This is a genomic window from Arthrobacter sp. AB6, from assembly GCF_031844545.1.
Classification (GTDB): Bacteria; Actinomycetota; Actinomycetes; order Actinomycetales; family Micrococcaceae; genus Arthrobacter.
Genome location: NZ_JAUZVL010000007.1, coordinates 46,756 through 68,393, shown reverse-complemented (window position 1 = coordinate 68,393; position 21,638 = coordinate 46,756). Strand labels below are relative to the sequence as shown.

17 protein-coding genes are annotated in these 21,638 nt (G+C 64.4%); 5 read left to right on the top strand and 12 right to left on the bottom strand.

Features of this window, described 5'->3' with window-relative positions:
* Positions 1 to 49 precede the first annotated feature (49 nt).
* The 5 genes from Q9R30_RS07755 to Q9R30_RS07735 all read right to left on the bottom strand — a co-directional run bounded on the left by Q9R30_RS07755 (position 50) and on the right by Q9R30_RS07735 (position 5,216).
* Entirely contained in the window at positions 50 to 889 is an 840-nt protein-coding gene (locus Q9R30_RS07755; RefSeq protein ID WP_311217241.1) for a carbohydrate ABC transporter permease, read from the bottom strand.
* Positions 882 to 1,895, bottom strand: coding sequence for a sugar ABC transporter permease (locus Q9R30_RS07750; RefSeq protein WP_311217240.1), 1,014 nt, complete (start codon positions 1,893 to 1,895; stop codon positions 882 to 884). Before Q9R30_RS07750 ends, Q9R30_RS07755 begins: the two co-directional genes overlap by 8 nt.
* A 66-nt stretch (positions 1,896 to 1,961) precedes the next feature.
* Positions 1,962 to 3,287, bottom strand: coding sequence for a sugar ABC transporter substrate-binding protein (locus Q9R30_RS07745; RefSeq protein WP_311217239.1), 1,326 nt, complete (start codon positions 3,285 to 3,287; stop codon positions 1,962 to 1,964).
* 49 nt (positions 3,288 to 3,336) lie between these two features.
* Complete coding sequence (locus Q9R30_RS07740) at positions 3,337 to 4,479, bottom strand: Gfo/Idh/MocA family oxidoreductase (protein WP_311217238.1); 1,143 nt, start codon at positions 4,477 to 4,479, stop codon at positions 3,337 to 3,339.
* Complete coding sequence (locus Q9R30_RS07735; RefSeq protein ID WP_311217237.1) at positions 4,476 to 5,216, bottom strand: sugar phosphate isomerase/epimerase; 741 nt, start codon at positions 5,214 to 5,216, stop codon at positions 4,476 to 4,478. Before Q9R30_RS07735 ends, Q9R30_RS07740 begins: the two co-directional genes overlap by 4 nt.
* 173 nt (positions 5,217 to 5,389) lie before the next feature.
* On the opposite strand from Q9R30_RS07735, the gene Q9R30_RS07730 reads away from it, so the two are divergent.
* Entirely contained in the window at positions 5,390 to 6,622 is a 1,233-nt protein-coding gene (locus Q9R30_RS07730; protein WP_311217236.1) for an ROK family transcriptional regulator, read from the top strand.
* A gap of 62 nt (positions 6,623 to 6,684) precedes the next feature.
* Here Q9R30_RS07730 and Q9R30_RS07725 read toward each other — a convergent pair whose 3' ends face one another.
* Entirely contained in the window at positions 6,685 to 7,644 is a 960-nt protein-coding gene (locus Q9R30_RS07725; RefSeq protein WP_311217235.1) for a D-2-hydroxyacid dehydrogenase family protein, read from the bottom strand.
* A 141-nt stretch (positions 7,645 to 7,785) separates the two neighbouring features.
* On the opposite strand from Q9R30_RS07725, the gene Q9R30_RS07720 reads away from it, so the two are divergent.
* Positions 7,786 to 8,979, top strand: a complete 1,194-nt coding sequence (locus Q9R30_RS07720) for a CynX/NimT family MFS transporter (RefSeq protein ID WP_104996731.1) — start codon at positions 7,786 to 7,788, stop codon at positions 8,977 to 8,979.
* A 256-nt stretch (positions 8,980 to 9,235) separates the two neighbouring features.
* Here the strand turns inward: Q9R30_RS07720 and aceB are convergent, their stop codons facing one another.
* Together aceB and aceA are read right to left on the bottom strand one after the other, a co-directional pair.
* Positions 9,236 to 10,888 (bottom strand): malate synthase A, encoded by a 1,653-nt coding sequence (gene aceB / locus Q9R30_RS07715; RefSeq protein WP_104996732.1) that lies wholly within the window; start codon positions 10,886 to 10,888, stop codon positions 9,236 to 9,238.
* A gap of 93 nt (positions 10,889 to 10,981) precedes the next feature.
* Complete coding sequence (gene aceA / locus Q9R30_RS07710) at positions 10,982 to 12,325, bottom strand: isocitrate lyase (protein WP_104996733.1); 1,344 nt, start codon at positions 12,323 to 12,325, stop codon at positions 10,982 to 10,984.
* 149 nt (positions 12,326 to 12,474) lie between these two features.
* Here aceA and Q9R30_RS07705 point away from each other — a divergent pair, with 149 nt between their 5' ends.
* The gene (locus tag Q9R30_RS07705; protein ID WP_311217234.1) at positions 12,475 to 13,989 is read left to right on the top strand and encodes a helix-turn-helix domain-containing protein; all 1,515 of its coding nucleotides are present in this window, start codon (positions 12,475 to 12,477) and stop codon (positions 13,987 to 13,989) included.
* A 110-nt stretch (positions 13,990 to 14,099) separates the two neighbouring features.
* Here the strand turns inward: Q9R30_RS07705 and Q9R30_RS07700 are convergent, their stop codons facing one another.
* The 3 genes from Q9R30_RS07700 to Q9R30_RS07690 are packed head-to-tail and all read right to left on the bottom strand — an operon-like array spanning position 14,100 to position 17,219.
* Positions 14,100 to 15,110 (bottom strand): TAXI family TRAP transporter solute-binding subunit, encoded by a 1,011-nt coding sequence (locus Q9R30_RS07700; protein WP_311217233.1) that lies wholly within the window; start codon positions 15,108 to 15,110, stop codon positions 14,100 to 14,102.
* Positions 15,103 to 16,554, bottom strand: a complete 1,452-nt coding sequence (locus Q9R30_RS07695) for a HAMP domain-containing sensor histidine kinase (RefSeq protein WP_311217232.1) — start codon at positions 16,552 to 16,554, stop codon at positions 15,103 to 15,105. Before Q9R30_RS07695 ends, Q9R30_RS07700 begins: the two co-directional genes overlap by 8 nt.
* A complete protein-coding gene (locus Q9R30_RS07690; protein ID WP_311217231.1) occupies positions 16,551 to 17,219 on the bottom strand; it encodes a response regulator transcription factor in 669 nt (222 codons plus the stop codon). The genes Q9R30_RS07695 and Q9R30_RS07690 overlap by 4 nt, the downstream gene beginning before the upstream one ends.
* Positions 17,220 to 17,553: 334 nt before the next feature.
* On the opposite strand from Q9R30_RS07690, the gene Q9R30_RS07685 reads away from it, so the two are divergent.
* Positions 17,554 to 18,948 (top strand): MFS transporter, encoded by a 1,395-nt coding sequence (locus tag Q9R30_RS07685; RefSeq protein ID WP_311217230.1) that lies wholly within the window; start codon positions 17,554 to 17,556, stop codon positions 18,946 to 18,948.
* Between the two features lie 335 nt (positions 18,949 to 19,283).
* Positions 19,284 to 20,561, top strand: coding sequence for a serpin family protein (locus Q9R30_RS07680; protein ID WP_311217313.1), 1,278 nt, complete (start codon positions 19,284 to 19,286; stop codon positions 20,559 to 20,561).
* 148 nt (positions 20,562 to 20,709) lie between these two features.
* On the opposite strand, the gene Q9R30_RS07675 is transcribed toward Q9R30_RS07680, so the two are convergent.
* Positions 20,710 to 21,582: a hydroxymethylpyrimidine/phosphomethylpyrimidine kinase gene (locus tag Q9R30_RS07675; RefSeq protein WP_311217229.1), complete on the bottom strand. Its 873-nt coding sequence runs from the start codon at positions 21,580 to 21,582 to the stop codon at positions 20,710 to 20,712.
* Positions 21,583 to 21,638: the final 56 nt, after the last annotated feature.

The following is a 21,638-nucleotide window of genomic DNA, read 5'->3' as shown; positions in this document are numbered from 1 at the left end:
GTAAAAACGGCCCTTGCTTGGCTGGCCCGCGTTCCGGTAATGCTCGGTGCTACTTGACCGCGCCCGCGGATAGGCCCGCGACCAGGTGCTTCTGCACCAAAATGAACCCGATCAGGACGGGCAGACTGACGACCACGGAGGCGGCCATGAGTTGGTTCCAAAACACGTCGGATTCGCTGGCGTAGGCCTTGAGCCCAAGGGAGAGTGTTTTGGTTGCTTCATTGGTCAGGACAGAGGCGAACAGTACCTCACCCCAGGCTGAGATGAAGGAGTACACCGCAACTGCAATGATGCCCGGTTTGGCGACTGGCAGAATGACTCGGAACAGGGCGCCCATGCGGCCCGTTCCATCGATCATCGACGCTTCCTCAAGCTCTTTCGGGATGGAGGCAAAGTACCCGCTAAGCATCCATATGGCAAAGGGCAGGGTAAACGTCATGTACGTGATAATCAGCCCAAGATAGGACCCCTGCAACTGCAGCCCCGTCATGTTCCGGATCTGCGTGAAGATCAAGTAGAGCGGAAGCAGGAAAAGGATACCGGGAAACATCTGCGTGGACAGTACCGTAAGGCTAAAGACCCGTTTTCCTTTAAACTGCAGCCGGGCTATGGCGTAGGCGGCCAACACGGCAACCGTAACGGAAAACGCGGTGGCGCAAATCGTGATGATGAGGCTGTTCTGGAAGTACTTGGCCAGCGGCACCGTGGTCCAGATGTCCAGGTACGGGGAGGCCGTGATTTCGCGGGGGACCCACTTGAACAGGCCGGCGACGTCCTTGAGTGGTTTCAGCGACGTTGATACCACCACGTATAGGGGTATGGCCACCCAGAGGGACAGGATGGTCAGGACAACATTCCTAAGGATTCGGAAATTGCGGGTCTCAATCATTGTCGGCTCCCTTTGGCAGCACCATGCGGATGTAGAAAACGGAGGCAATGAACAGTGCGATTAGTAGCAGAACGCTCATGGCGCCGCCCAGTCCGAAGTTCCAGCTGCCGAACGAATTCTGATAAATCAGTGGCGAAATGAGTGTGGCTTCCTTTGGAGACGAGGCGCCGAACAAGACAAAGGGAATGTTGAACTGGTTGAAGGTCCAGAGGGACATGACCATCAGAAGCACACCGTTGGCAGGTCGGACCATGGGCAACGTGATTGTGCGGAATTGCTGCCATAGCGAGGCGCCATCAATTGCCGCTGCTTCGTACACATCGTTGGGGACATTTTGGAGGGCCGCCATCAGCATGAGGAAGGCGAAGGGCCAGAGCTGCCAGACATTGACCACGATCATGGCGCCGAAAGAGTTCTCTCCGAGCAGCCAAAACGGCCGCTCGTCCCCGAAGAGATGGAACGTATCTACCAGGATCTGGTTCACAGCTCCATCGCGCTGATTGAACATGAAGGCCCAGGCGATAGTTCCGACGTAGGCAGGCAGTGCATAGGGGACCAGGAAGAAGGTCCGCAGGAGGGCCCTGCCCTTGAAGTTGGATGAAAGAAACACTGCACCCGCCATACCCAAGACCCAGGAGAAACCGACGACAAGGATGGTGTAGCCCAATGTTCGCCCAACGGTGCTGAAGAACGCCTGTCCAATGGTGCTTTCGGGATTGAGGCCGTTGACGAAGTTCTGCAAGCCCACGAAGGGGGCATTGAGCCAGTTCGTAAGATTAAGTTGCGTCAGGGAGATGAAGGCAATCCAAATGCCGAGGAGCATCGGGCCGATGTGGATCAGGAGTTCAAGGAGTGCGGCCGGGAGGATCAGGCCGTAGGGGAGGAATGAGCGGCGCTGCTTGCGTACTTGCTGCGCGGTGGCGGCCTTCGGTTGGCCGGGCTCAGGATCAACGGCAGCTGTGCTGCCTGCAGCGGCGGAACCGCTGTCCAATGCTGAATGGGACATGGATACTCCTTTGCCGGAGTAGGGGGCGCCGCAGCCTGGCGGCGCCCCCCCACTCTCAGGGCCTGGTTACTGGGCCGCGGCCATCTGGTTGTTGGCGTCTTTGAGTGCCGCTCGGATGTCGTCTTCGGAAACTGTTCCGGTGGCAGCCTTGGCAAACAGGTTCTTGATTGCCGTGCCGGTCAGCGTCTCCATTTGACCCTCCTTTGCGATCAAGGGCATGGGCAATGCGTGGTTAGCGAGGGCATCATTCTTCGCCTTGACCTCTTCGGTCTGGAATGCCTGATCGCTTGACGCTGCGGTGACAACAGGCAAGGAGGAGTATGCCTTGTTGAGGGCAACCTGCTCTTCGTCGCTGGTCAGGAATGCGGCCAGTTTGATGGCATTTGCCTTGTTGTCGCTGTTCTTGAAGACACTGAGGTTAATGCCGGCGACGTGGCTCTGCGTACCGACTTTTCCGGTGGCGCCAGCCGTCATCATCGGGATTGGTGCCACTCCCCAGTCCTTGAAGTCGCGTGCGGCGAAGTTCTTCAGCGGGCTCTGGTCGAACATCATGGCAGCCTTGCCGTTGATGACGTTGTCCACTTTCTGGCTTCCTTGGCTGATCTCAGCGTCTGAAGGCGACATCACCTTATGCGTGGCCATGAGGTCCACGAACTGCTTTACACCCTCTACCTGAGGATCGCTGTCAAAGGTTGGCTTTCCTTGGTCGTCGAAAAGGGAGCCTCCGTTCTGCAAGCCCCGGACGAAAGCCTGATGTGAGTTGGCGGATACAGAGGCGCCGGCTGCGGTGAAGCCCCATTGATCCGGCTTGCCATCACCATTGGTGTCCTTGGTGAGCTTCTTGGCAGTGGCCACAAACTCGTCCCAGGTAGTAGGCGCCTTTTCAATGCCTGCTTCTTTGAACAATTTGGTGTTGTAGTACATGTTGTAAGCCAGGCCGTAGAGCGGTACCGACGTGGGAGTTTTGCCCTCTGCACCGCCCGTCGACCAGCTCGTCTTGAGGAAGCGGTCCTTGCCCCCGACGGCCTCAAGGAATTCGCCTTCCACGGGTTCAAAGGCACCCGTCTCCTGCAGCGTGACAGCCCACGTGTTGCCAATATTAAGAACGTCGGGGCCGTCACCGCTGGTAACTGCGGTGAGGATACGGTTGTACAAGTCGGTCCAGCTAATGACCTCCAGCTGAACCTTGACGCCGGTCTTCTCGGTGAACCGGTCCAGGGAAGGCTTTAGTTTGGCGGCAGTATCGTCCAGGCTGTTGCCCTGGTCGGATGCCCAGTAAGTGATGGTGTCGCTGGAGGCTTGGCTGCTGCCGCCCCCGCCGCAGGCACTCAAGCTGAGGGCCATGGCGGCGGTTGCAGCAATCGCCGACAGCACTTTCAGTGGATTTTTCATAATTGTTCCGGTTTCTCGTCGTCGAGCTGCGGCTAGTGCAGGAATGAATCTAAGCAGTGAGCGTTGGTGCCGTTGGATCCCAGTCTTCGGGCAGTGCCGGGACCTTGTCTGCGGAGCTTTCCACGTCCACAAAGGCGCGGTTATCGATGGATTCGGAGATCGAAGCCATGGTGTCGAGCACGTGGAACGCAAGCTCGCCTTGTGCTCGATGCGGCCGCCCCTCGCGGATCGCGCGGGCCATTTCCAGCACTCCGGCACCGCGGCTGGCCGTGGAACCGACCGACGGGACAACGGTCCAGTCCTCGGAACCGATCGCACAGATCCGGATGTCGCCGTCGAAGTTGTTCGGGTCAGGCAGCGCGATCGTTGCATCGGAACCGGTGATCTCGACAAAGCCGGCGCGCTTCAATGGTGAGTCGAAACTGAAAATGCTCTGCGCCGATTCGCCACCTTCGAATTCGAGAATGGAGCTGACATGGGTCGGGACCGTGACATCGAATTCCTCCCCGGCCTTGGGGCCGGAGCCAATCACACGCTTTTCGCGGGACTTGGAACCGAACGCCGCCACCCGCCGGATACTTCCGAAGGTCTGTACGAGGGTGGTCAGGTAGTAGGGTCCGATATCGAACAATGGGCCGGCGCCGTCCTGAAAGAGGAACGCGGGGTTAGGGTGCCAAGATTCCGGGCCAGGGGACTGCATCAAGGTCAGAGCGGTCAGCGGTGTGCCAATGTCGCCCCTTTCAATCATCCGACGGGCCGTTTGCAGGCCGGCGCCAAGGAAGGTATCCGGAGCGCATCCCAGGCGGACACCGGCGGCATCCGCCACCTTCAGCAGGCCCAGACCGCTTTCCCGGTCCAGTGAGAACGGCTTTTCACTCCAAACGTGCTTGCCGGCGTTCACAGCTTGAGTTGCCACTTCAACATGTGCTGCGGGGATCGTCAGGTTGATGACGATCTCGACGTCGGGGTTGTCGAGTACGACATCAATGCCGCCGTGGTGAGCAACTCCGTACTCGGCGGCGCGTGTGGAAGCGGCCTCCTCAAACAGGTCGCCGATCGCAACGACGCGTATGTCCGGAAAGCTGGTGAGGTTGTCCAGGTATTGCTTGCTGATCACACCCGCGCCGATGATGCCGACGCCGACCGGGCCGGAACCCAGCGGGCCGAAAGCCGGTCCTGCTGCGTGGCTCATGCGGAGACCTTCCCTGCGGTGAGGTAGTTGTAGCTGTCCTGTACGGCATCGAACATGTCGCCCTGGAAGTCATCGAGTTCGATTACTCCGGCTTCCAGAGAATGGGCCGCATTCAGAACGTCCCAAATCGGCATCTGGCCCTGGCCGACTGCGAGTTGGGTGGACGGATCCGACGTGACGGGTCCGTCCTTGATGTGAATGAACTTGACTCGGTCACCGAGCCGGGCAAGCAAGTCCACCGGGTTCTGGCCACCCACCGCTGCCCAGTAGGTGTCCAGCTCCAGAACTACTTCGGGAGCCAAATTATCTGCGAGGTGCTCCAACGCAGTCTTGCCTTCAATCAGTGACTTCACTTCCCACCAGTGGTTGTGGTACCCGACGCGAATCCCGTAGTTGGCGCCTTTGACTGCAGCCGCGTTGAGCTGTTCCGCGGTTTCCTTGATGTCCTCAATGGTGTTCCAGCGCTCAATCGGAACGTGAGGGTCGATGACTGTCCCGATACCCAACTGCTGAGCGGCGGCGAAAATGGCATCCTGGTCATCGCTGAGTAGCGGGGCGTGGCCGGACGGAGCGGTGACGTTGTTCTCCGCCATTGCCTTCTTGAGCTCGGCGGCTTTGGCGACAAAGCGGTACGGCTCCACCATGGTGAAGCCGACTTCGGCCAAGCGCCGGATGGTTCCAGCGAGATCCCCTTCAAGGGCCTTTCGGACCGTGTAGAGCTGGATCGAATATGACACTATCTCTCCTCATCGTTGGGGTTAGAGGCGGCAACACCACCGTTCGTGGTCGGGGTGATACCGCTCACATCAAGCTAGGGGTTCTTCTGCCGCTCGTCAAGCAAAAGTCGGGTGGTTACCGGCGCTCTTTGCAGGGCGTGACACGCATAAGGCCTTCGTGCTATCACTAACTTATGATTCCCACAGCCGGAAAAGAACCCGGGAGTAACACCGGAGCCGATACCGGCACTGACGGTACTGTCAGTCATTCCCGGGCCGGCGACCTGTTTCAGCTGCTCCGCGACGGCAAGGCCCGGACCCGCGCCGAGCTGGCGCTGACAACCGGACTGGCACGGTCCACGATTGCCGCCCGGATCGACGCCCTGATCTCTTCCGGTCTCGTCGGTCCGGCCGGCGAGGCGACCTCAAGCGGCGGAAGGCCGCCGTCGCGATTTGCTTTCAACCCGGCTGCGCGCTGTGTACTGGCGGTGGATGTCGGGGCCACCCACGTGATTGTGGCTGTCACCGACCTTGGCGGTAATGTCCTATCCGAACGGCGCCTGGTGCAGGATGTGGCGGACGGGCCGGAAGCTGTGCTGGACCGGGTGGCCACGGAGGGGGCCGCGCTGCTGGCCGCGGCGGGCCGCTCGGTGGCTGACGTGGCCGGCGTGGGGATCGGCCTGCCGGGTCCGGTGGAGCATGACACAGGTCGGCCGATGAAGCCGCCCATCATGCCCGGCTGGGATGGGTTCGACGTCGTTTCCTACGTGCAGCGCTCGCTGCCCGTGTCCGTTCTTGTGGACAACGATGTGAACATCATGGCGCTCGGGGAGCGGACTGCCCATTGGCCGGAGCACGAGAATTTCCTCTTCATCAAGGTGGCCACCGGCATCGGCTCCGGCATCATCAGCAGCGGCCAGCTGCAGCGGGGCGCCAACGGCACGGCAGGCGACCTGGGCCATGTGCGGGTCCCGCGCGGCGACGATGTGCTGTGCCGCTGCGGCAACTACGGATGCCTGGAGGCCCTGGCGTCAGGCCCGGCGGTGGCAGCGGAACTTGACCGGCAGGGAATCCCCGCGGCAAAGGGCAGCGACGTGCTGCGGCTCGTGGCAGAAGGGAACCTGCAGGCGGTCCAAGCACTCCGCCAGGCCGGCCGGGACCTGGGCGATGTCCTGGCCACCGTGGTGAACCTGCTCAATCCCTCCGTGATAGTCATCGGCGGAAGCCTGGGCCAGGCCGGGGAGCACCTCATGGCGGGGGTGCGGGAAGTGGTGTACCGGCGCTCGCTGCCCCTGGCAACAGCACACCTGAGGATCGCACTGTCCGGGGCAGGTGACCGGGCCGCCATCCTGGGTGCAAGCCAGCTCGTGACGCAGCATGTGTTGTCCCCGGCTGCGATCGAGGCAACGCTTCAGGCAGCCGGGTAGCCAGCTGGAACGCTTATTCCTCCCCTTTAGCCCTCGCCCGGAGGTCACGGCAGAGACTGGCTTCAGGTGGAAATCACGCGCACGGGCGAGCCCGCCAGCCAGGCCGTGACGTCCTCGAAAGCCCCGCCGTAGAACTGCCGGTAGCTTTCCCGCGTGACGTAGCCGAGATGCGGCGACAGCACGGTGTTGGGCGCCGCGAGGAGCGGGTGCCCGGCCTGCAGCGGTTCCTGGTCGAACACATCCAGCGCCGCCCCGCGGATCCAGCCTTCGGCGAGGGCCTTCAGCAGGGCGTCCTGGTTGACCAGGGGCCCCCGGGCGGTGTTCACCAGGACACCCTCGGGTCCCAGCAGCCGGAGTTCCGGCTCGCCCACGATGTTTTCCGAGCGTTCGGAGAGCCGCAGGTGAAGCGTGGCAACGTCCGCCAGGCGGAAGAGTTCCTGCTTGGACACCAAACGGGCACCGGCCTCCTCCGCTGCCGCCGCCGTCAGGTTCTGGCTCCAGGCCAGGACCTCCATCCCAAAGGCCTGCCCGTACGCCGCAATCCGTCGGCCAATCTTGCCAAGGCCCACCACGCCCAGGGTCTTGCCGGCCAGTTCGAAGCCGACCGTGGTCTGCCAGGAGCCTGCCCGCACGGAGTTCTCTTCGGCCGGCAGGTTCCTGGCGAGGGCCAGCAGCAGGGCCCACGTCAGTTCGGGGGCCGCGGCGGGCGAGCCCGGGGTGCCGCAAACGGTGATGCCCTGCTCGGCGGCGGCGGCCACATCAATGGAGGCATTCGCCATCCCGGTGGTCACCAGGAGCTGGAGGTTTGGAAGTTTTTCAAGCACCTCCCGCGGAAAGGCGGTGCGCTCGCGCATGGCCACCACCATGGTCACATCCGCGAGCGCGGACACCAGGGCCTCCGGGGAGGCGAAGGGTTCACGGAAGGTCATGGTGGCAACGTCCTCGGCTTCCAGGGCAGCCCAGTCGGCGAAACCGTGGGCCACGCCCTGGTAGTCGTCGAGGATGGCGAGGCGGTGCTTCATGGCATTGTCCTTCGTCCCGGGTAACCTTGGCGTGATGTTCATCGTAAGGCAGCGGGTCCTGGCCTTTCCTCAAACCCCTGCCACGTACGGCGTGATAGCAATGGGAGTGATGAAACCACCCCCAAACCGGTTCCTGGCCCCGTGAACGGCCGGATCCTCGCCCGAATTCCCAACAGCTGGATCCTGCTGGCCTGCATTGGCCTGCTGGCCCTGAACCTGCGGGGCCCTTTTGTGGCAGTTGCCCCGGTAGTGGACCTGATGCAGGCAGAGCTCAACTTCTCGCCGGTCCTGTTGGGGCTCCTGACCAGCATCCCGGTGCTGTGCTTCTCCCTTGCCGCTCCGCTGGCCTCCCTGGCCGCGAGGAAATTCGGTGCCGAGTTCGCGGTGACGCTGACCATCCTCGGCGTACTTGCCGGGGTCCTGGTGCGTTCGGCGGGAGGCCCCATCCTGGTGGTGGCCGGGACGGTGCTGATTGGCCTGGCCATCACGGTGGGCAACATCGCGGTGCCGCTGATCATCCGCCGCGATTTCGGGCAGGCCCGGCAGGGGACCGCGATGGGCATCTACACCGCGGCGTTGAACATCGGCTCGTTCCTGACCTCGGTGGCCACAGCGCCGCTCGCCGGCCTGGCCGGGTGGCGGTTCGCGCTGGGATCCGTGGCCGTGCTGGCGGTGGTGGCAGTAGTTTTTTGGACCCTGGCCGTGGGGGCCCGCCGGGCTTTCTTCATTGCCCCCGACGACGGCGGAGGCATCCGGTTGCCTCCGGTTGACGGTGCGCGGTGGACCACGGCCGGCCTGACGGCAGGCTTCGCGGGACAGGCCTTCTCCTATTACGGGGTAACCGCCTGGCTGCCGAAGATCCTGGCCGACGAGCTGGGAATGGCCCCTGCCGCGGCCGGTGCCGGATCCTCGCTGTTCCAGATCCTGGCGATCGCCGGCGGCCTGGGTGTTCCCTTGGCGGCGCGGTTTGCCAGTACGACCACCGTGGCCGTGGCCCTTGGCCTGATGTGGCTGACAGTCCCCCTGGGCCTGCTGCTGGCCCCGGATTGGTGGTGGCTGTGGTGCTCCCTGGGCGGCGTAGCCCAAGGTGGCGGCATCACGTTGATCTTCACCGCCATCATCAAGATCGCCCGGGACCAGGCGTCGGCAGGGAAGATGTCCGCCGTCGTCCAAGGCGCCGGATATGCAATCGGGGCGGCCGCTCCTCCGCTGCTGGGGTACCTTCAGGGGCTGACCGGTTCCTGGGACGTGCCCATGCTGTTGATTCTGGCGTCGGTGCTGACGTTCTTCCTCACCACCACCCTTTCCGTGCGGAAGGTGCCGAAAAACCGCTGAGGCGAACGGCGCCGTCGTCGTACGCCCTCCGCCCCTTCCGACGCTCTCTCACTTAATGCGGGAAATAGTTGATCGCTCTCTCACTTCCCTAAGGAAAGTGAGAGAGCGATCGTGATTTTCCAGCATCGAATGAGAGAGCGATCAGGGAGTGCATTGGTGCGTTGGAGGTGCTCCGTCGCCGGGCCGGCCCTCCGGATTTCGGAGGTGCCTGTTGCGGAGGGCGTGCCGGCCCGGCGGACGGAAGTCTTGTTGGAACCTACGCCGCCGCGAGCTCCTCGACAGTGGCCTTCTCACGGGCCTCCGTCAGGTACCGTGCGTAGGCGGGGAGGGTGAGGAAGGACGGGAAGTCCTGGCCGAGGGTGACTTCTTCGAAGATGTCCCGGGCGTCCTCGAACCGGTCGCCGTCGAAGCGTTCCAACCGTGCGAATTCCTCGTCCAGGAGCTCCTCCACCCAGTGGTGGGTGATGATTTCCCCGTGGTCGGTGATGGCCCGGGCGTAGATCCACTGCCAGAGCTGCGAGCGGGAGATTTCCGCGGTGGCGGCGTCTTCCATGAGGTTGTGGATGGCCACTGCGCCGTTGCCCCGGAGCCAGGACTCGATGTAGCGGATGCCCACTTCGATGTTGTTCCGGATGCCCTGTTCGGTGATGGTCCCCTCGGTAGCGGCGACGTTGATCAGGGCGCGGTCATCCGGGGTGACGTCCTCGCGGAGCCGGTCCAGCTGGTTGGTGCGGGTGCCCAGGATGCTGTCGAACACCTCGCGGCAGACCGGCACCAGGTCGGGGTGGGCCACCCAGGAGCCGTCGAAGCCGTCGTTGGCTTCGCGGGTTTTGTCGGCGCGGACTTTTTCGAGGGCGTTGGTGTTCGCTTCTGGGTCTTTGCGGTTGGGGACTGCTGCGGCCATGCCGCCGATGGCCATGGCGCCGCGTTTGTGGCAGGCCCGGACGAGTTGTTCGGTGTAGGCGCGCATGAAGGGCTGGGTCATGGTCACCTGGCCGCGGTCCGGGAGGACGAAGCGGGGGCCGCGGGTGCGGAAGTTCTTGATCAGGGAGAAGATGTAGTCCCACCGGCCGGCGTTCAGGCCCGCGGCGTGGTCGCGCAGTTCGTAGAGGATTTCCTCCATTTCGAAGGCCGCGGTGATGGTCTCGATCAGCACGGTGGCGCGGATGGTGCCCTGCGGGATGCCGAGCAGGTCCTGGGCGAGGATGAAGATGTCGTTCCAGAGCCGGGCTTCGAGGTGGTTTTCGATCTTGGGCAGGTAGAAGTACGGTCCCTTGCCCTGGGCGAGCAGGCGCCGGGTGTTGTGGAAGAAGAACAGGCCGAAGTCCACGATGCCGCCCGCGACCGGTTCGCCGTCGATCAGCATGTGCTTCTCCGGCAGGTGCCAGCCGCGGGGGCGGACCACGATGGTGGGCAGGTCCCCGGCGGGACGGAGCTTGTATTCCTTGCCTTCGGGGGTGGTGAAGTCGATGCGGCGTTCCAGGGCGTCGGTGAGGTTCAGCTGGCCCTTGATGACGTTGCGCCAGGTGGGGGTGGAGGAGTCCTCCATGTCCGCCAGCCAGACCTTGGCGCCGGAGTTCAGGGCGTTGATGGTCATCTTCTGGTCTACCGGGCCGGTGATTTCCACGCGGCGGTCCTCCAGGCCGGGTGCCGGGGGAGCGACGCGCCAGGAGGGGTCGTTGCGGATGTGCTCGGTCTCGCGGAGGAACCGCGGGTCCTGCCCGGAGGCGATGGCACCCCGCCGGCTGCGCCGGGCCTGCAGCAGCTCCTGCCGCCGTGCCGCCGTCGCCCGGTGCAGCTTGGCGATGAACGCCAGGGCATCCGGAGTCAGCACCTCTTGCTGCCGGCACACAGGCTGCGCGGTCAAGGTAATGCCATTGATGGTGAAGGTGTCGGTGAAGCTGTTCATGTCATGTGCTCCTGATGCAGGCCCAACTGGGTAGCAGTAAGTGTCGTTTTGAGCCTCCAAAACGACACTTAGTGCTACTTACTTGGGAAAGTTTTAGTGGAATTGGCCCTCTTCGGTCGATCCGACCAAGGCGAGGGTGGATGCGTTCGGGTTGAGCGCAGTGGCGATGTCGTCGAAGTAGCCGGTGCCGACTTCGCGCTGGTGCTTGGTTGCGGTGTAGCCGCGGGATTCGGAGGCGAATTCCTTCTCCTGGAGTTCGACGTAGGCGCTCATGCCTTCGCGGGCGTAGCCGTGGGCGAGATCGAACATCGAGTAGTTCAGGGCGTGGAAGCCGGCCAGGGTGATGAACTGGAACGTGAAGCCCATGGCTCCCAGTTCACGCTGGAACTTCGCGATGGTGGCGTCGTCCAGGTGCTTGCGCCAGTTGAACGACGGCGAGCAGTTGTAGGAGAGCATCTGGTCCGGGAACTCGGCCTTGACTGCTTCGGCGAACGTGCGGGCCAGCTCGAGGTCCGGGGTGCCGGTCTCCATCCAGATCAGGTCCGAGTAGGGGGCGTAGGCCTTGGCGCGGGCGATGCAGGGTTCGATGCCGTTGCGGACTTTGTAGAAGCCTTCCGGGGTGCGGACCGGCTGTCCTCCTTCGCGGAGGATGAATTCCTGGTCGCGTTCGTCGACGTCGGAGGTGATCAGGGTCGCTGCCTCGGCGTCGGTGCGGGCAATGACCACCGACGGGGTGCCGGCGACGTCCGCGGCGAGGCGGGCCGCGTTCAGGGTCCGGACGTGCTGCTGGGTCGGGATCAGGACCTTGCCGCCGAGGTGGCCGCACTTCTTCTCCGAGGCGAGCTGGTCCTCCCAGTGAACACCCGCGGCGCCGGCCTGGATCATGGACTTCATCAGCTCGTAGGCGTTCAGCGGGCCGCCGAAACCGGCCTCAGCATCGGCAACAATCGGGACCAGCCAGTCCTCGACCGTCCGGATGCCCTCGGAGAACTCGATCTGGTCGGCCCGGAGCAGGGCGTTGTTGATCCGGCGGACCACCGTCGGGACCGAGTTGGCCGGGTAGAGCGACTGGTCCGGGTAGGTGTGGCCGGAGTTGTTCGCATCGGCTGCGACCTGCCAGCCGGAAAGGTAGATGGCCCGCAACCCGGCCTTGACCTGCTGCACGGCCTGGTTGCCGGTCAACGCGCCGAGCGCGTTGGTGTAGCCGCCGGTCTTGTGCTCCTCGGTGAGCTGCTTCCACAGCTTCTCCGAGCCGCGGCGGGCCAGGGTGTGCTCTTCGGAGACGCGGCCGCGGAGACGGACGACGTCGGAGGCTGAGTAGTCCCGGGTCACACCTTCCCAACGGGGGTTGGCGGCCCACTCGAGCTCCAGGGCGGCGGCCTGCGATTCTGCGTCCTGGCCGGGCGTCTGCTGGGTGGGCTCAAATGCTGCAGTCATCGTTGATCTCCTTGATTGAGCTCCGGGATCGGATAGGTGGGAACCGCGTCATTGAGGTTCCCACCGGCCTTCCGGTGCGGTGTTTCTTTCCGTGACACTTACTTTTCCGCACTTCCAAGAGGCTTTCTAGAGAGAAATGCTGGAAAGAAATGCGTTTCTTCACGTATTCTTTAGAAATGTCCCCTGGAAGCTGGAACCGCGAAGCCGCGCCGCCAACACCGTCCGCCGCGTCTGCTGAACTGGACGTCATCAGCCTGGGCCGCCGCGTGCGCCATCTGCGCAAGCAAGCCGGACTGACCCTGGATAACCTCAGCGCCGCCGTCGGTACCGCACCCAGCCAGTTGAGCCTGATCGAGAACGGCAAGCGGGAACCGAAGCTGGGGCTCCTGCAGCACCTGGCGTCCGCCCTCAATGTCAGCATCGACCAACTTCTCGGCGCGGAACCTCCCAGCCGCCGGGCCGCCCTGGAGATCGAGCTCGAACGCTACCAGCGCAGCCCGCTCTACGAGACGCTGAACCTGCCCAAAATCCGCATCAGCTCGCGGCTTCCGGTGGACGTGCTGGAGGCCCAGGTGGGGCTGCTGCATGAGCTGGAGCGCAAGATGAACGAGCAGGTGGCCACCCCGGAGGAAGCGCGCCGGGCGAACGGTGAACTGCGGGCAATGATGCGCGAGCGCGGCAACTATTTTCCGGAGTACGAGGCCGAGGCGCAGAAGGTGCTCAAGGGGGTTGGTTACACCACCGGCCCGCTTAGCCAGCACGTCATCGCGGACATCGCCGAGAACCTCGGATTCACCCTGCACCATGTGGGTGACCTGCCGCATTCCACCCGTTCCGTGACCGATTTGAAGAACCGCAGAATTTACCTGACCCAGAACCAGCGGCAGGACCACGACCCCCGGTCGGTGCTGCTGCAGGCCCTGGGCCACTACGTGCTGGGGCACGAAACCCCGAAGAACTACGGCGACTTCCTGGCCCAGCGCGTGGCAACGAACTATTTTGCTGCAGCGCTCCTGCTGCCGGAAAAGGCAACCCTGGAATTTTTGCAGAAGGCGAAGGCCGCCAAGGAAATCGCCGTGGAGGACATCAGGGACGCTTTTGCCGTGTCCTATGAAACGGCAGCCCACCGGTTTACGAACCTTGCCACGCAGCACTTGGGCATCACCACCCATTTCCAGAAGACGCACCAGAGCGGAATCATCTACAAGGCATACGAGAACGACGGCGTGGCGTTCCCGCAGGACCACACCGGCGCCATCGAGGGCCAGCCGTCGTGCAAGGCCTGGACTTCCCGCGCAGTGTTCGACGTTCCGGACAAGTTCAGCGCCTACAGCCAGTACACCGACACGCCCTCCGGGACGTACTGGTGCACCGCCCGCACCGAACGTTCAGCCAGCGGCGAGTTTTCGCTCAGCATCGGCGTGCCGTACCAGCACGTCAAATGGTTCCGCGGACGGGAAACCACCGCGCGGGCCAAGTCCACCTGCCCCGATCCGAACTGCTGCAAACGGCCGCCGGCCGAGCTCGCCTCGCAGTGGGCCGGCAACGCATGGCCCTCCGCCCGGGCCCATTCGCACCTGCTGGCGGCCATGCCGCCCGGCGCCTTCCCCGGCGTCGACGAAACCGAGGTGTACAGCTTCCTTCAGGCGCACTCGGGAACGTGACCCGGACGCTCTCTCACTTAATGCGCGTTTTCCCGGGACCCTCTCTCACTTTCTTCAGGAAAGTGAGAGAGGGTCCCGGGTTTTCCAGCATTAAGTGAGAGAGGGTCGGGTCACCCGTGCAGCTCGCGGTAAGCATCCGCCGCGGATGGGTGCAACGGAATGCCAGCCGTGTTAATCAGGGAATCCGGGCTCAGGAACTGAACGCCCAGGCTCGAGCGGGGGATCAGCTCCTCAGCATGGCCCACCAGTAATTCCACGGTCCGTTTTACGGTGCGGGCGTCCAGGTCGCGCCGGCACAGCAGCAGGTTGGTCACCCCCACCGTCCAGACGGCAGGGGCACCCCCGTAAGCGCCTGCCGGGATCAGGACCCGGTCATAAAAGACGCCGTACCTGGACCGAAGCGCCGGCAACAACAGGGAAAGATCGAGGAAGTTAAGACCCACGTCGTCATGGGCGGCGGAGATCGCGGCCGTGGGAACGCCCCCGGACCAGAACAGGGCGTCCACTGACCCCGCACGCAGTGCCGCGAGTCCGTCATTGAGACCTAGGTTCAGGACGGTGACGGCTTGTCCGGCAGCACCGGCGCCGCCGGCAGCGACGGAACCAAGCCCGGCGGCCTCAAGGAGGCGGGGAGTGGTGAGGGACGTCCCCGAACCTGGCTCGCCCACAGCCACCGTCCTGCCGGCCAGCTCCCCGATGCTCCGGATGCCGCTGGCCTTCCGGACCACGCAATGGACGTAGTTTTCGTACACCCGCCCCAGCGCCGTAATGCCGGCGTCGGACGAGTTCTTCCCTGCTTCCCTCTGCGCGGCGGCATCAGCGAGGGCGACGGCGAACGTGGCTTGCCCGGCAGCGAGCTGTCTGAGGTTGTCCAGGCTGCCCCCCGTGGTCAGGGCCGTGGCCTGCCGGGCCACTCCATGGCGCTGCAGGGACGCGGCGAGCAGGGTGGCGAACTCCAGGTAGAAGCCGCCCGGCTCGCCGCCCGCAACGGTGACGGCGTCCGGGCTGTCCGCCGGGGTGCAGGCCGCCAGGGCCGGTAGCAGCAGTCCCGCGAGCCCTGCGGCAACACCGGCCCTGAGGGCTTCGCGTCTCGACGGCGGTCTGAAGCGAAAGTCAGGCATGCAGAGCCACCTGCCCCGTGGTTTCCGGACCGCTTTTAGGGACCAGGGGAAACTCCAGGAACGCCGCCAGGCCGTGCGGGTGCGCCTCGCGGAGCAGCAGGCGTCCACCATTGGCTGCGGCCAGCTTTTCGACGATGGTCATGCCCAAGCCGTTTCCGCGCACGTCCCGGTGCTTCGGTGAGCGCCAAAACCGCTGTGTGGCAGCTGCCCTTTCCTCGGACGAGAGCCCGGGTCCGTCGTCGGACACTTGGATCACCACGGTGGCGCCGACCTGACGGACCTCAACTGATATCCGGGCGCGGCCGGCATATTTGACCGCGTTGTTCAGCAGTTCCCCGACCATCTGCGCGAGGTCCCCGGCGTCGCAGGCAATCAGTGCGGGCTGGCCGGGCGTTCTGTCGAAATGGATGGAGGCGCCGGCACGTCGCGCGGCAGGTGCTGCACGTTCGGCCTCTTCCTGCAGGACAGGGACTGGATCAATGGGCCCCCGATCTCGTCGGGAAGGCGCCTCACCGGGTGTGCCGGCGGAGTCCTCGAAGGCCCGGTGTTCGGCGGCGGCGAGTTTGAGGACGCCGTCAAGGATCTCCTCCACCCTCTCCAGCTCAGTCTCGACGGCGGATGCAGCCGTCTTTTCCCGGGTGGTCTTCAGTTCCAGCTGCAGCAAGTCGACGCGCAGCCGCAGCGCACCAACAGGGTTGCGCAGTTCATGGGAGGTGTCCGCAATGAGCTGGCGCTGCGCTTCGATGCTGTCGCTGACGCTTTGTGCCATCGCAGTGAAGGAACGGCTCAGCGCCCTCAGCTCGGGCGGTCCTTCCTCCGGCAGCCGGCTGCTCCGGCCGGTGGTTTCCAGTTCGGCGACGGCCGCATTGAGCCGGTGGACCGGGCGCAGCACCCAGCGGGTCACCCGGGATGCGGCGATGAGGAGCATTGCCATGAGTGCCGCCGCGGCCAGTCCGACACCTAGCCAGCGTTCGCGGAGTTTCTGCCGGGCAGCGTCCTGGTTGACTTCCAGGACCGCTGCGCCGAGTACCTGGCTGGCGCTTCCAAACGAGCGGGAAATCACCTCCGAGCCTGTGCCGAACGGTTGAAGCGGCGCCAGTGTGGTGTCACTGAGGTTCAGGCTGGCCCTGGCCAAAGCATTCCGCACGTCTGCCCGGTCCTCGCTCAGGCCGCCGGAGCGCAGGGTGCCCTGCTGGAGCCGGATCAGGACTCCTTCCTCGTAGAGCTCCGAGTACCTGTCCATTTCGGCCTGCAACTGGGTGGAATCGCCTCCCTCAGTGCCGGCGTCGAACGCAACCTGCGCCAGCCTGTTCAGGGCAGTGGCCCTGTTGATCTGGAGTTCCTGCGTGAGTTCCCGGCTGGCCGAAGCCAGGAGGGCGTTGGACGCGATGAGCACCAGGAGGACGGAGAGGATGCTCAGGATCCCGAGGACACGGAGCTTCACTCAGGGTCCGCCTCGACCCTATAGCCAACTCCGCGGACGTTGATGATGAACCCCGGCAGCTGCAGCTTGGACCTCAGCCCGGTCAGGTGCACGTCAAGTGACCGCGAGGAGGCCAGGAACGCATCGCCCCACAGGGCGTCCAAGATCTGCTCCCGGGTCACTACTGACCCTGCATGGCTGGCCAGCAGATCCAGCAGATCGAATTCCGTGGCGGTCAGGGGGAGCACTTGCCCGTAGAGGACTGCCAGGCGGCGTTCGAGGTCCACCTCAAGTTCCCCCAGCACGATCCGCCGCTGCGTGTTGCCGGGCGCGCGGCCCGCCCGCCGGGTGACGGCTTCGATCCGGGCCAGGAGCTCCACGAGCTTGACCGGCTTGACGAGGTAGTCATCAGCCCCGGATCGGAGGCCAAGGACCACGCTCCGCTCATCGTCGCGCGCTGTGAGGATCAGGATGGGAACGTCCGTGACCTGCCGAAGCTTCCGGAGCACCTCAAGGCCGTCCATGTCGGGAAGTCCCAGGTCCAGCAGGATCACGCCGAAGCGCCGGTGCTCCAGGAGTGCATCGGCGCCCCGGGAAACCCTGGCCGACGCATGCCCGGCGGAAACCACGGCCGCCCCGAGGGCGGATGCCATGGCGTCGTCGTCCTCGACGATCAGCACATCCATTGCCAGTTCCTGTTCCGTTGGGCGGCTTCCGTTTCCAGGGACGCGATTTCCCCTGCCCGCCTTTGGAGATTACCCCTTTCGCTTGTCTTCCGCCCCGCCCGGGCGGTTCAGCTCCGCCGCCCGGGACCGCTGCCCGCGGGAAAACCTAAGGAAGTGTTAGGAATTCGGATTTCGCTTGGGCTGTGCGCTGGCTCACCAATAGCTTTGGTGGGGTCCCCGGGCTTCCAGGGGACGTTCAACGTCGAGGAGGAACCATGAGCAATGCTGCCATGGACAGCACGAAAGTCGGGCCAGGGCGCATAGCCGGGGCCGCGCAGCCAAGGAAGGTTCAGCGATGAGCAATCAGCAAACCGCGGCAGTGAGTGAGTCGGCCGAGACCCGACGGGCGGTCAGCAACATCCTCAAGGGCTCTGCCGGCAACCTGGTGGAGTGGTATGACCTGTACGTCTACACGGTCTTCGCCGCCTACTTCCAGTCCCACTTCTTCAACTCGAAGGACGACCTCCAGGCGGGCCTGGAAGCGATGGCCGTCTTCTCGACGTCGTTCCTCATGCGGCCCATCGGCGCCTGGTTCTTCGGCCGGTACGCCGACCGCAACGGCCGCAAGGCAGCGCTGACCCTCAGCGTGACCCTGATGTCCGCGGGGTCATTCGCCATCGCCATCCTGCCCACCACCGAGCAGGTGGGCGTCTGGGCATTGATCCTGCTGATCCTGATCCGCCTGGTCCAGGGCTTCTCCGTGGGCGGCGAGTACGGCACCAGTGCCACCTACATGTCCGAGGCTGCCACGTCCAGGCGGCGCGGCTTCTTCTCCAGCTTCCAGTACGTCACCCTGATCGGCGGCCAGATGCTGGCCCTGCTGGTCCTGGTGATCCTGCAAAATGCCATGCCCAAGGATGACCTCACGGAGTGGGGCTGGCGGATCCCGTTCGCGCTGGGCGGCGTCGCGGCGCTTGTGGTCCTCTGGCTCCGGCGCTCTATGGAAGAGACCGTTTCGGAGGAGCAGGTGCAGGCTGCAAGGACCCCGGCCGAAGCGGGAGTTGCCCAGCCCGGCACCATGAAGCTGCTGTTCACGCAGTATTGGAAGCCGCTGCTGGTCTGCATCGGTGTCACGCTCGGCGGCACCGTGGCCTTCTACACCTACACCAACTTCATCCTGAAGTTCATGAACGATACCTCCGGCATCGCCAAGACCGACACCTCGGTGATCAACTTCTGGGCGCTGTTCATCTTCATGCTCCTGCAGCCCGTGTACGGCATGATTTCGGACAAGGTGGGCCGCAAGCCGCTGCTCCTGTGGTTCGGCATCACCGGCGTCCTGTTCACCTGGCCGCTGCTCTCCACCCTGTCCAACACCAAGGATCCCTTTACCGCCTTCCTGCTGATGATGGGTGGCCTGGTGATCGTGGGCGGCTACACCTCCATCAACGCACTGGTGAAAGCCGAACTGTTCCCGGCCTCCATCCGTGCCCTTGGCGTCGGCCTGGGTTACGCGATCGCCAACTCGCTGTTCGGCGGGACCGTTCCACTCATCGGCGCAGCCTTCCAGAAGGCCGAGCGGGTTGACCTGTTCTTCACCTACGTCACCGTGGCCATTGCCCTCTCGCTGCTGGTGTACATCTTTGCGCTGAAGAACAAGAAGGCAACCCACCTGGACCAGGAGCAGGGCCACGCGTGGGTGCAGGAGCGCAAGGACGGCGACAAGGACAAGGACCTGCTGGGCGTCTAGCTCCCGGAGGCGCACCTGCGGCAGGACTGATGACGACGGCGGGTGCCCGCCCGCCGTCGTCCGTCCACCACGCCAGGACGCTCTATCACTTGATGTGGATTTTCCTTCGACTCTCTCTCACTTTCTTCAGGAAAGTGAGAGAGGGTCCCGGGTTTTCCACCGTTAAGTGAGAGAGGGTCCGGCGCGGCGTCCCGCGAGCCGGGCGAGACCAAATCGAATGCAAAGCGTGACCCTCCCGGCATCGTCCCGCGCTGCCGTCGCTGTTTCACTGGAGGGAGGCGGATTCCCGCCTTGGCATGCCGGGGGAGGCAACAGAGGTGTTTCGTTTTCAGCGGATGATTGCGTTGGGTGCCTTGATAGGACTGGCGGGGTGTGCGGTGCCAGCCCGGCCGCCGGCCCCGGAACTCCTCACGGCCGACGGCGTCGAGCGGGTTTCGGTGGACCGTGCGGACTACGCCGCTGAACTGCGCTCCTTCCGGGCTTCGGCGTTCGTCCTCGGCGAGGCGCTGCTGGCCGACGGCGGCGACGGCGACAACGGGAACGTGGTGTCCTCGCCCGGAAGCCTGCTGATTGCCCTCGCCATGCTGCGCGCCGGTGCCACCGGCGGGACCGCGGCCGAGATGGACAGCGTCCTGCAGTTCCCCCTTGAGAAGCGCGATGAGGCCATGAACTCGCTCCTCCGCTCGCTTGAGAAGTTCGACGGCGACCCCGCCGCAGTGGATGAGGACAATCCGCCGCAGAAACCGGTTATGCATTCCGCCAACGGGCTTTTCGTGGACAAGGACGTGCCTACCGGGCAGTCCTTCCTGGACACCCTGGCCCGGCACTACGGATCCGGCGTATATCCCGTGGATTTCAGCGACGAACGGGCAACGAAGCCCGCCATAGATGCGTGGGTGAGCAGCAATACCGGCGGCCGGATCAAGGAAGCCCCGGCGGAATACGACCCCGACAACACCTTCAGCCTGCTCAACTCCCTGTACTTCGCCGCCGCCTGGAGCGTGCCGTTCGATCCGAACGCCACCTCCGACCTGCCGTTCACGACAGCCGCCGGCGAGGAAATCAACGTGCCGGCCATGCACAACGAACTCACCATGAAGTATGCGGAAGGTGCCGGCTGGCAGGGTGTTGACCTACCCTACGCCGACGGTTTCGTCATGCGGCTGGTCCTGCCCGCGGAGACGGCCGCTCCCGCTGACACTCCCGCCCCGGCGGCCTTCGACGCGGAAAAACTGACGGAAATCGCGGACACGTTTGATGTGGCCCGGCCCGCGTCAGTCCAGGTCCAGCTGCCCCGCTGGGACCACAGGTCCAGTTTTGACCTCCGCAAGGTCTTCGAGGCGCTGGGCCTGGAGAACATGCTGGGCACCACGGAGGACTTCAACAGCATCCAGCCGCAGATGATGGTCACCCAGGCCGCCCAGGCAGCCAACATCACCGTGGCCGAAAAGGGCACCATCGCGGCCGCGGTGACCCAGATCAACGGAATGGCCACCAGCGTCCCGCCGCAGCCCGAGCGGACCATCGAGTTCGACCGGCCGTACCACTACCAGATCGTCCACGTTGAAACTGGGCTGCCGCTGTTTATGGGAACTGTGGCCGACCCCAGGTGAGCGCGTGTCCCGGGCTTGCCCTCGCCGCCGTCCCCGACCTCAGACGCTCTATCAGTTAATGCCGGAAAATCCGGAACCCTCTCGCGCTAGGTGCAAGAGGGTTCCGGGAAAACGCGCATCAAGTGAGAGAGCGTCGGGGGGCGGCGGGTTAGCGGGCTCCGCCCTGCCAGAGGGCATCGAACGGGGCTCCTGAGGCTACGCGGTTGCGGATGCCCGCGGTAACGAATTCCTTGGCCGTCCGGGCAGCCTCCAGCGGGGTGGCGCCCTTGGCGAGTTCCGCCGTCACGGCCGCGGCCAACGAGCAGCCAGCCCCGGAAACCGCCACCTCGCCCACCTTGAGGGCGCTGAGGACCTCGAGGGTTTCACCGTCATAGAAGACGTCGACGGCGTCCGGGCCTTCCAGCCGCACCCCGCCCTTGGCGAGCACGGCGGCGCCGCTGAGCTCATGGATCCGGATGGCGGCGGCCTTGAGGGATTCGACGTCCGTGATGTCGAGGCCGGACAGCGATTCGGCCTCGAAGTGGTTGGGCGTGACGAAGGTGGCCAGCGGAAGGATCTGCGCCTTCAGCGCCTGGTCCGTGTCCAGGGCGTGCCCGGGTTCCTGGCCCTTGCAGATCAGCACCGGGTCCAGGACCACGTTTTCGAACTGGCCGGCGGCCAGGGCGTCAGCGACTGTGGCGATGGTGGCGGGGCTGCCCAGCATGCCGATCTTCACCGTGTCCAGCACCGGGCGGCCGGGCTCCGAAGGAACGGACGACGACGGACCGTACGCCGCCGTCGTCGCTTCCAGCTGGTCGGCGATCACCTGCCGGTCCACCGGGACGAACCGGTGGTTCCAGCTGTCGTTCGGGTTGAACGAGACGATGCAGGTGAGGTTGGCGATGCCGAAGACGCCGAGCTCCTGGAACGTTTTCAGGTCCGCCTGGGCGCCGGCGCCGCCGGTAGCTTCGGAGCCTGCGATGGTCAGGACAACTGCGGGAGCTGCGGCGGACCGGGTTGCGTCAACGGAAACGGAAGTCATGGCACCATCCTGCCATCCGTCGTCGGACGCGTCTTTGTGCTGCTGTACAGTCCGCA

Bases quoted from the DNA above. Each gene is read 5' to 3' on its own strand.
- Q9R30_RS07755 (WP_311217241.1), bottom strand. From the start codon at position 889: ATGATTGAGACCCGCAATTTCCGAATCCTTAGGAATGTTGTCCTGACC.
- Q9R30_RS07750 (WP_311217240.1), bottom strand. From the start codon at position 1,895: ATGTCCCATTCAGCATTGGACAGCGGTTCCGCCGCTGCAGGCAGCACA.
- Q9R30_RS07745 (WP_311217239.1), bottom strand. From the start codon at position 3,287: ATGAAAAATCCACTGAAAGTGCTGTCGGCGATTGCTGCAACCGCCGCC.
- Q9R30_RS07740 (WP_311217238.1), bottom strand. From the start codon at position 4,479: ATGAGCCACGCAGCAGGACCGGCTTTCGGCCCGCTGGGTTCCGGCCCG.
- Q9R30_RS07730 (WP_311217236.1), top strand. From the start codon at position 5,390: ATGATTCCCACAGCCGGAAAAGAACCCGGGAGTAACACCGGAGCCGAT.
- Q9R30_RS07725 (WP_311217235.1), bottom strand. From the start codon at position 7,644: ATGAAGCACCGCCTCGCCATCCTCGACGACTACCAGGGCGTGGCCCAC.
- aceB (WP_104996732.1), bottom strand. From the start codon at position 10,888: ATGAACAGCTTCACCGACACCTTCACCATCAATGGCATTACCTTGACC.
- aceA (WP_104996733.1), bottom strand. From the start codon at position 12,325: ATGACTGCAGCATTTGAGCCCACCCAGCAGACGCCCGGCCAGGACGCA.
- Q9R30_RS07705 (WP_311217234.1), top strand. From the start codon at position 12,475: ATGCGTTTCTTCACGTATTCTTTAGAAATGTCCCCTGGAAGCTGGAAC.
- Q9R30_RS07700 (WP_311217233.1), bottom strand. From the start codon at position 15,110: ATGCCTGACTTTCGCTTCAGACCGCCGTCGAGACGCGAAGCCCTCAGG.
- Q9R30_RS07690 (WP_311217231.1), bottom strand. From the start codon at position 17,219: ATGGATGTGCTGATCGTCGAGGACGACGACGCCATGGCATCCGCCCTC.
- Q9R30_RS07685 (WP_311217230.1), top strand. From the start codon at position 17,554: ATGAGCAATCAGCAAACCGCGGCAGTGAGTGAGTCGGCCGAGACCCGA.
- Q9R30_RS07680 (WP_311217313.1), top strand. From the start codon at position 19,284: ATGATTGCGTTGGGTGCCTTGATAGGACTGGCGGGGTGTGCGGTGCCA.
- Q9R30_RS07675 (WP_311217229.1), bottom strand. From the start codon at position 21,582: ATGACTTCCGTTTCCGTTGACGCAACCCGGTCCGCCGCAGCTCCCGCA.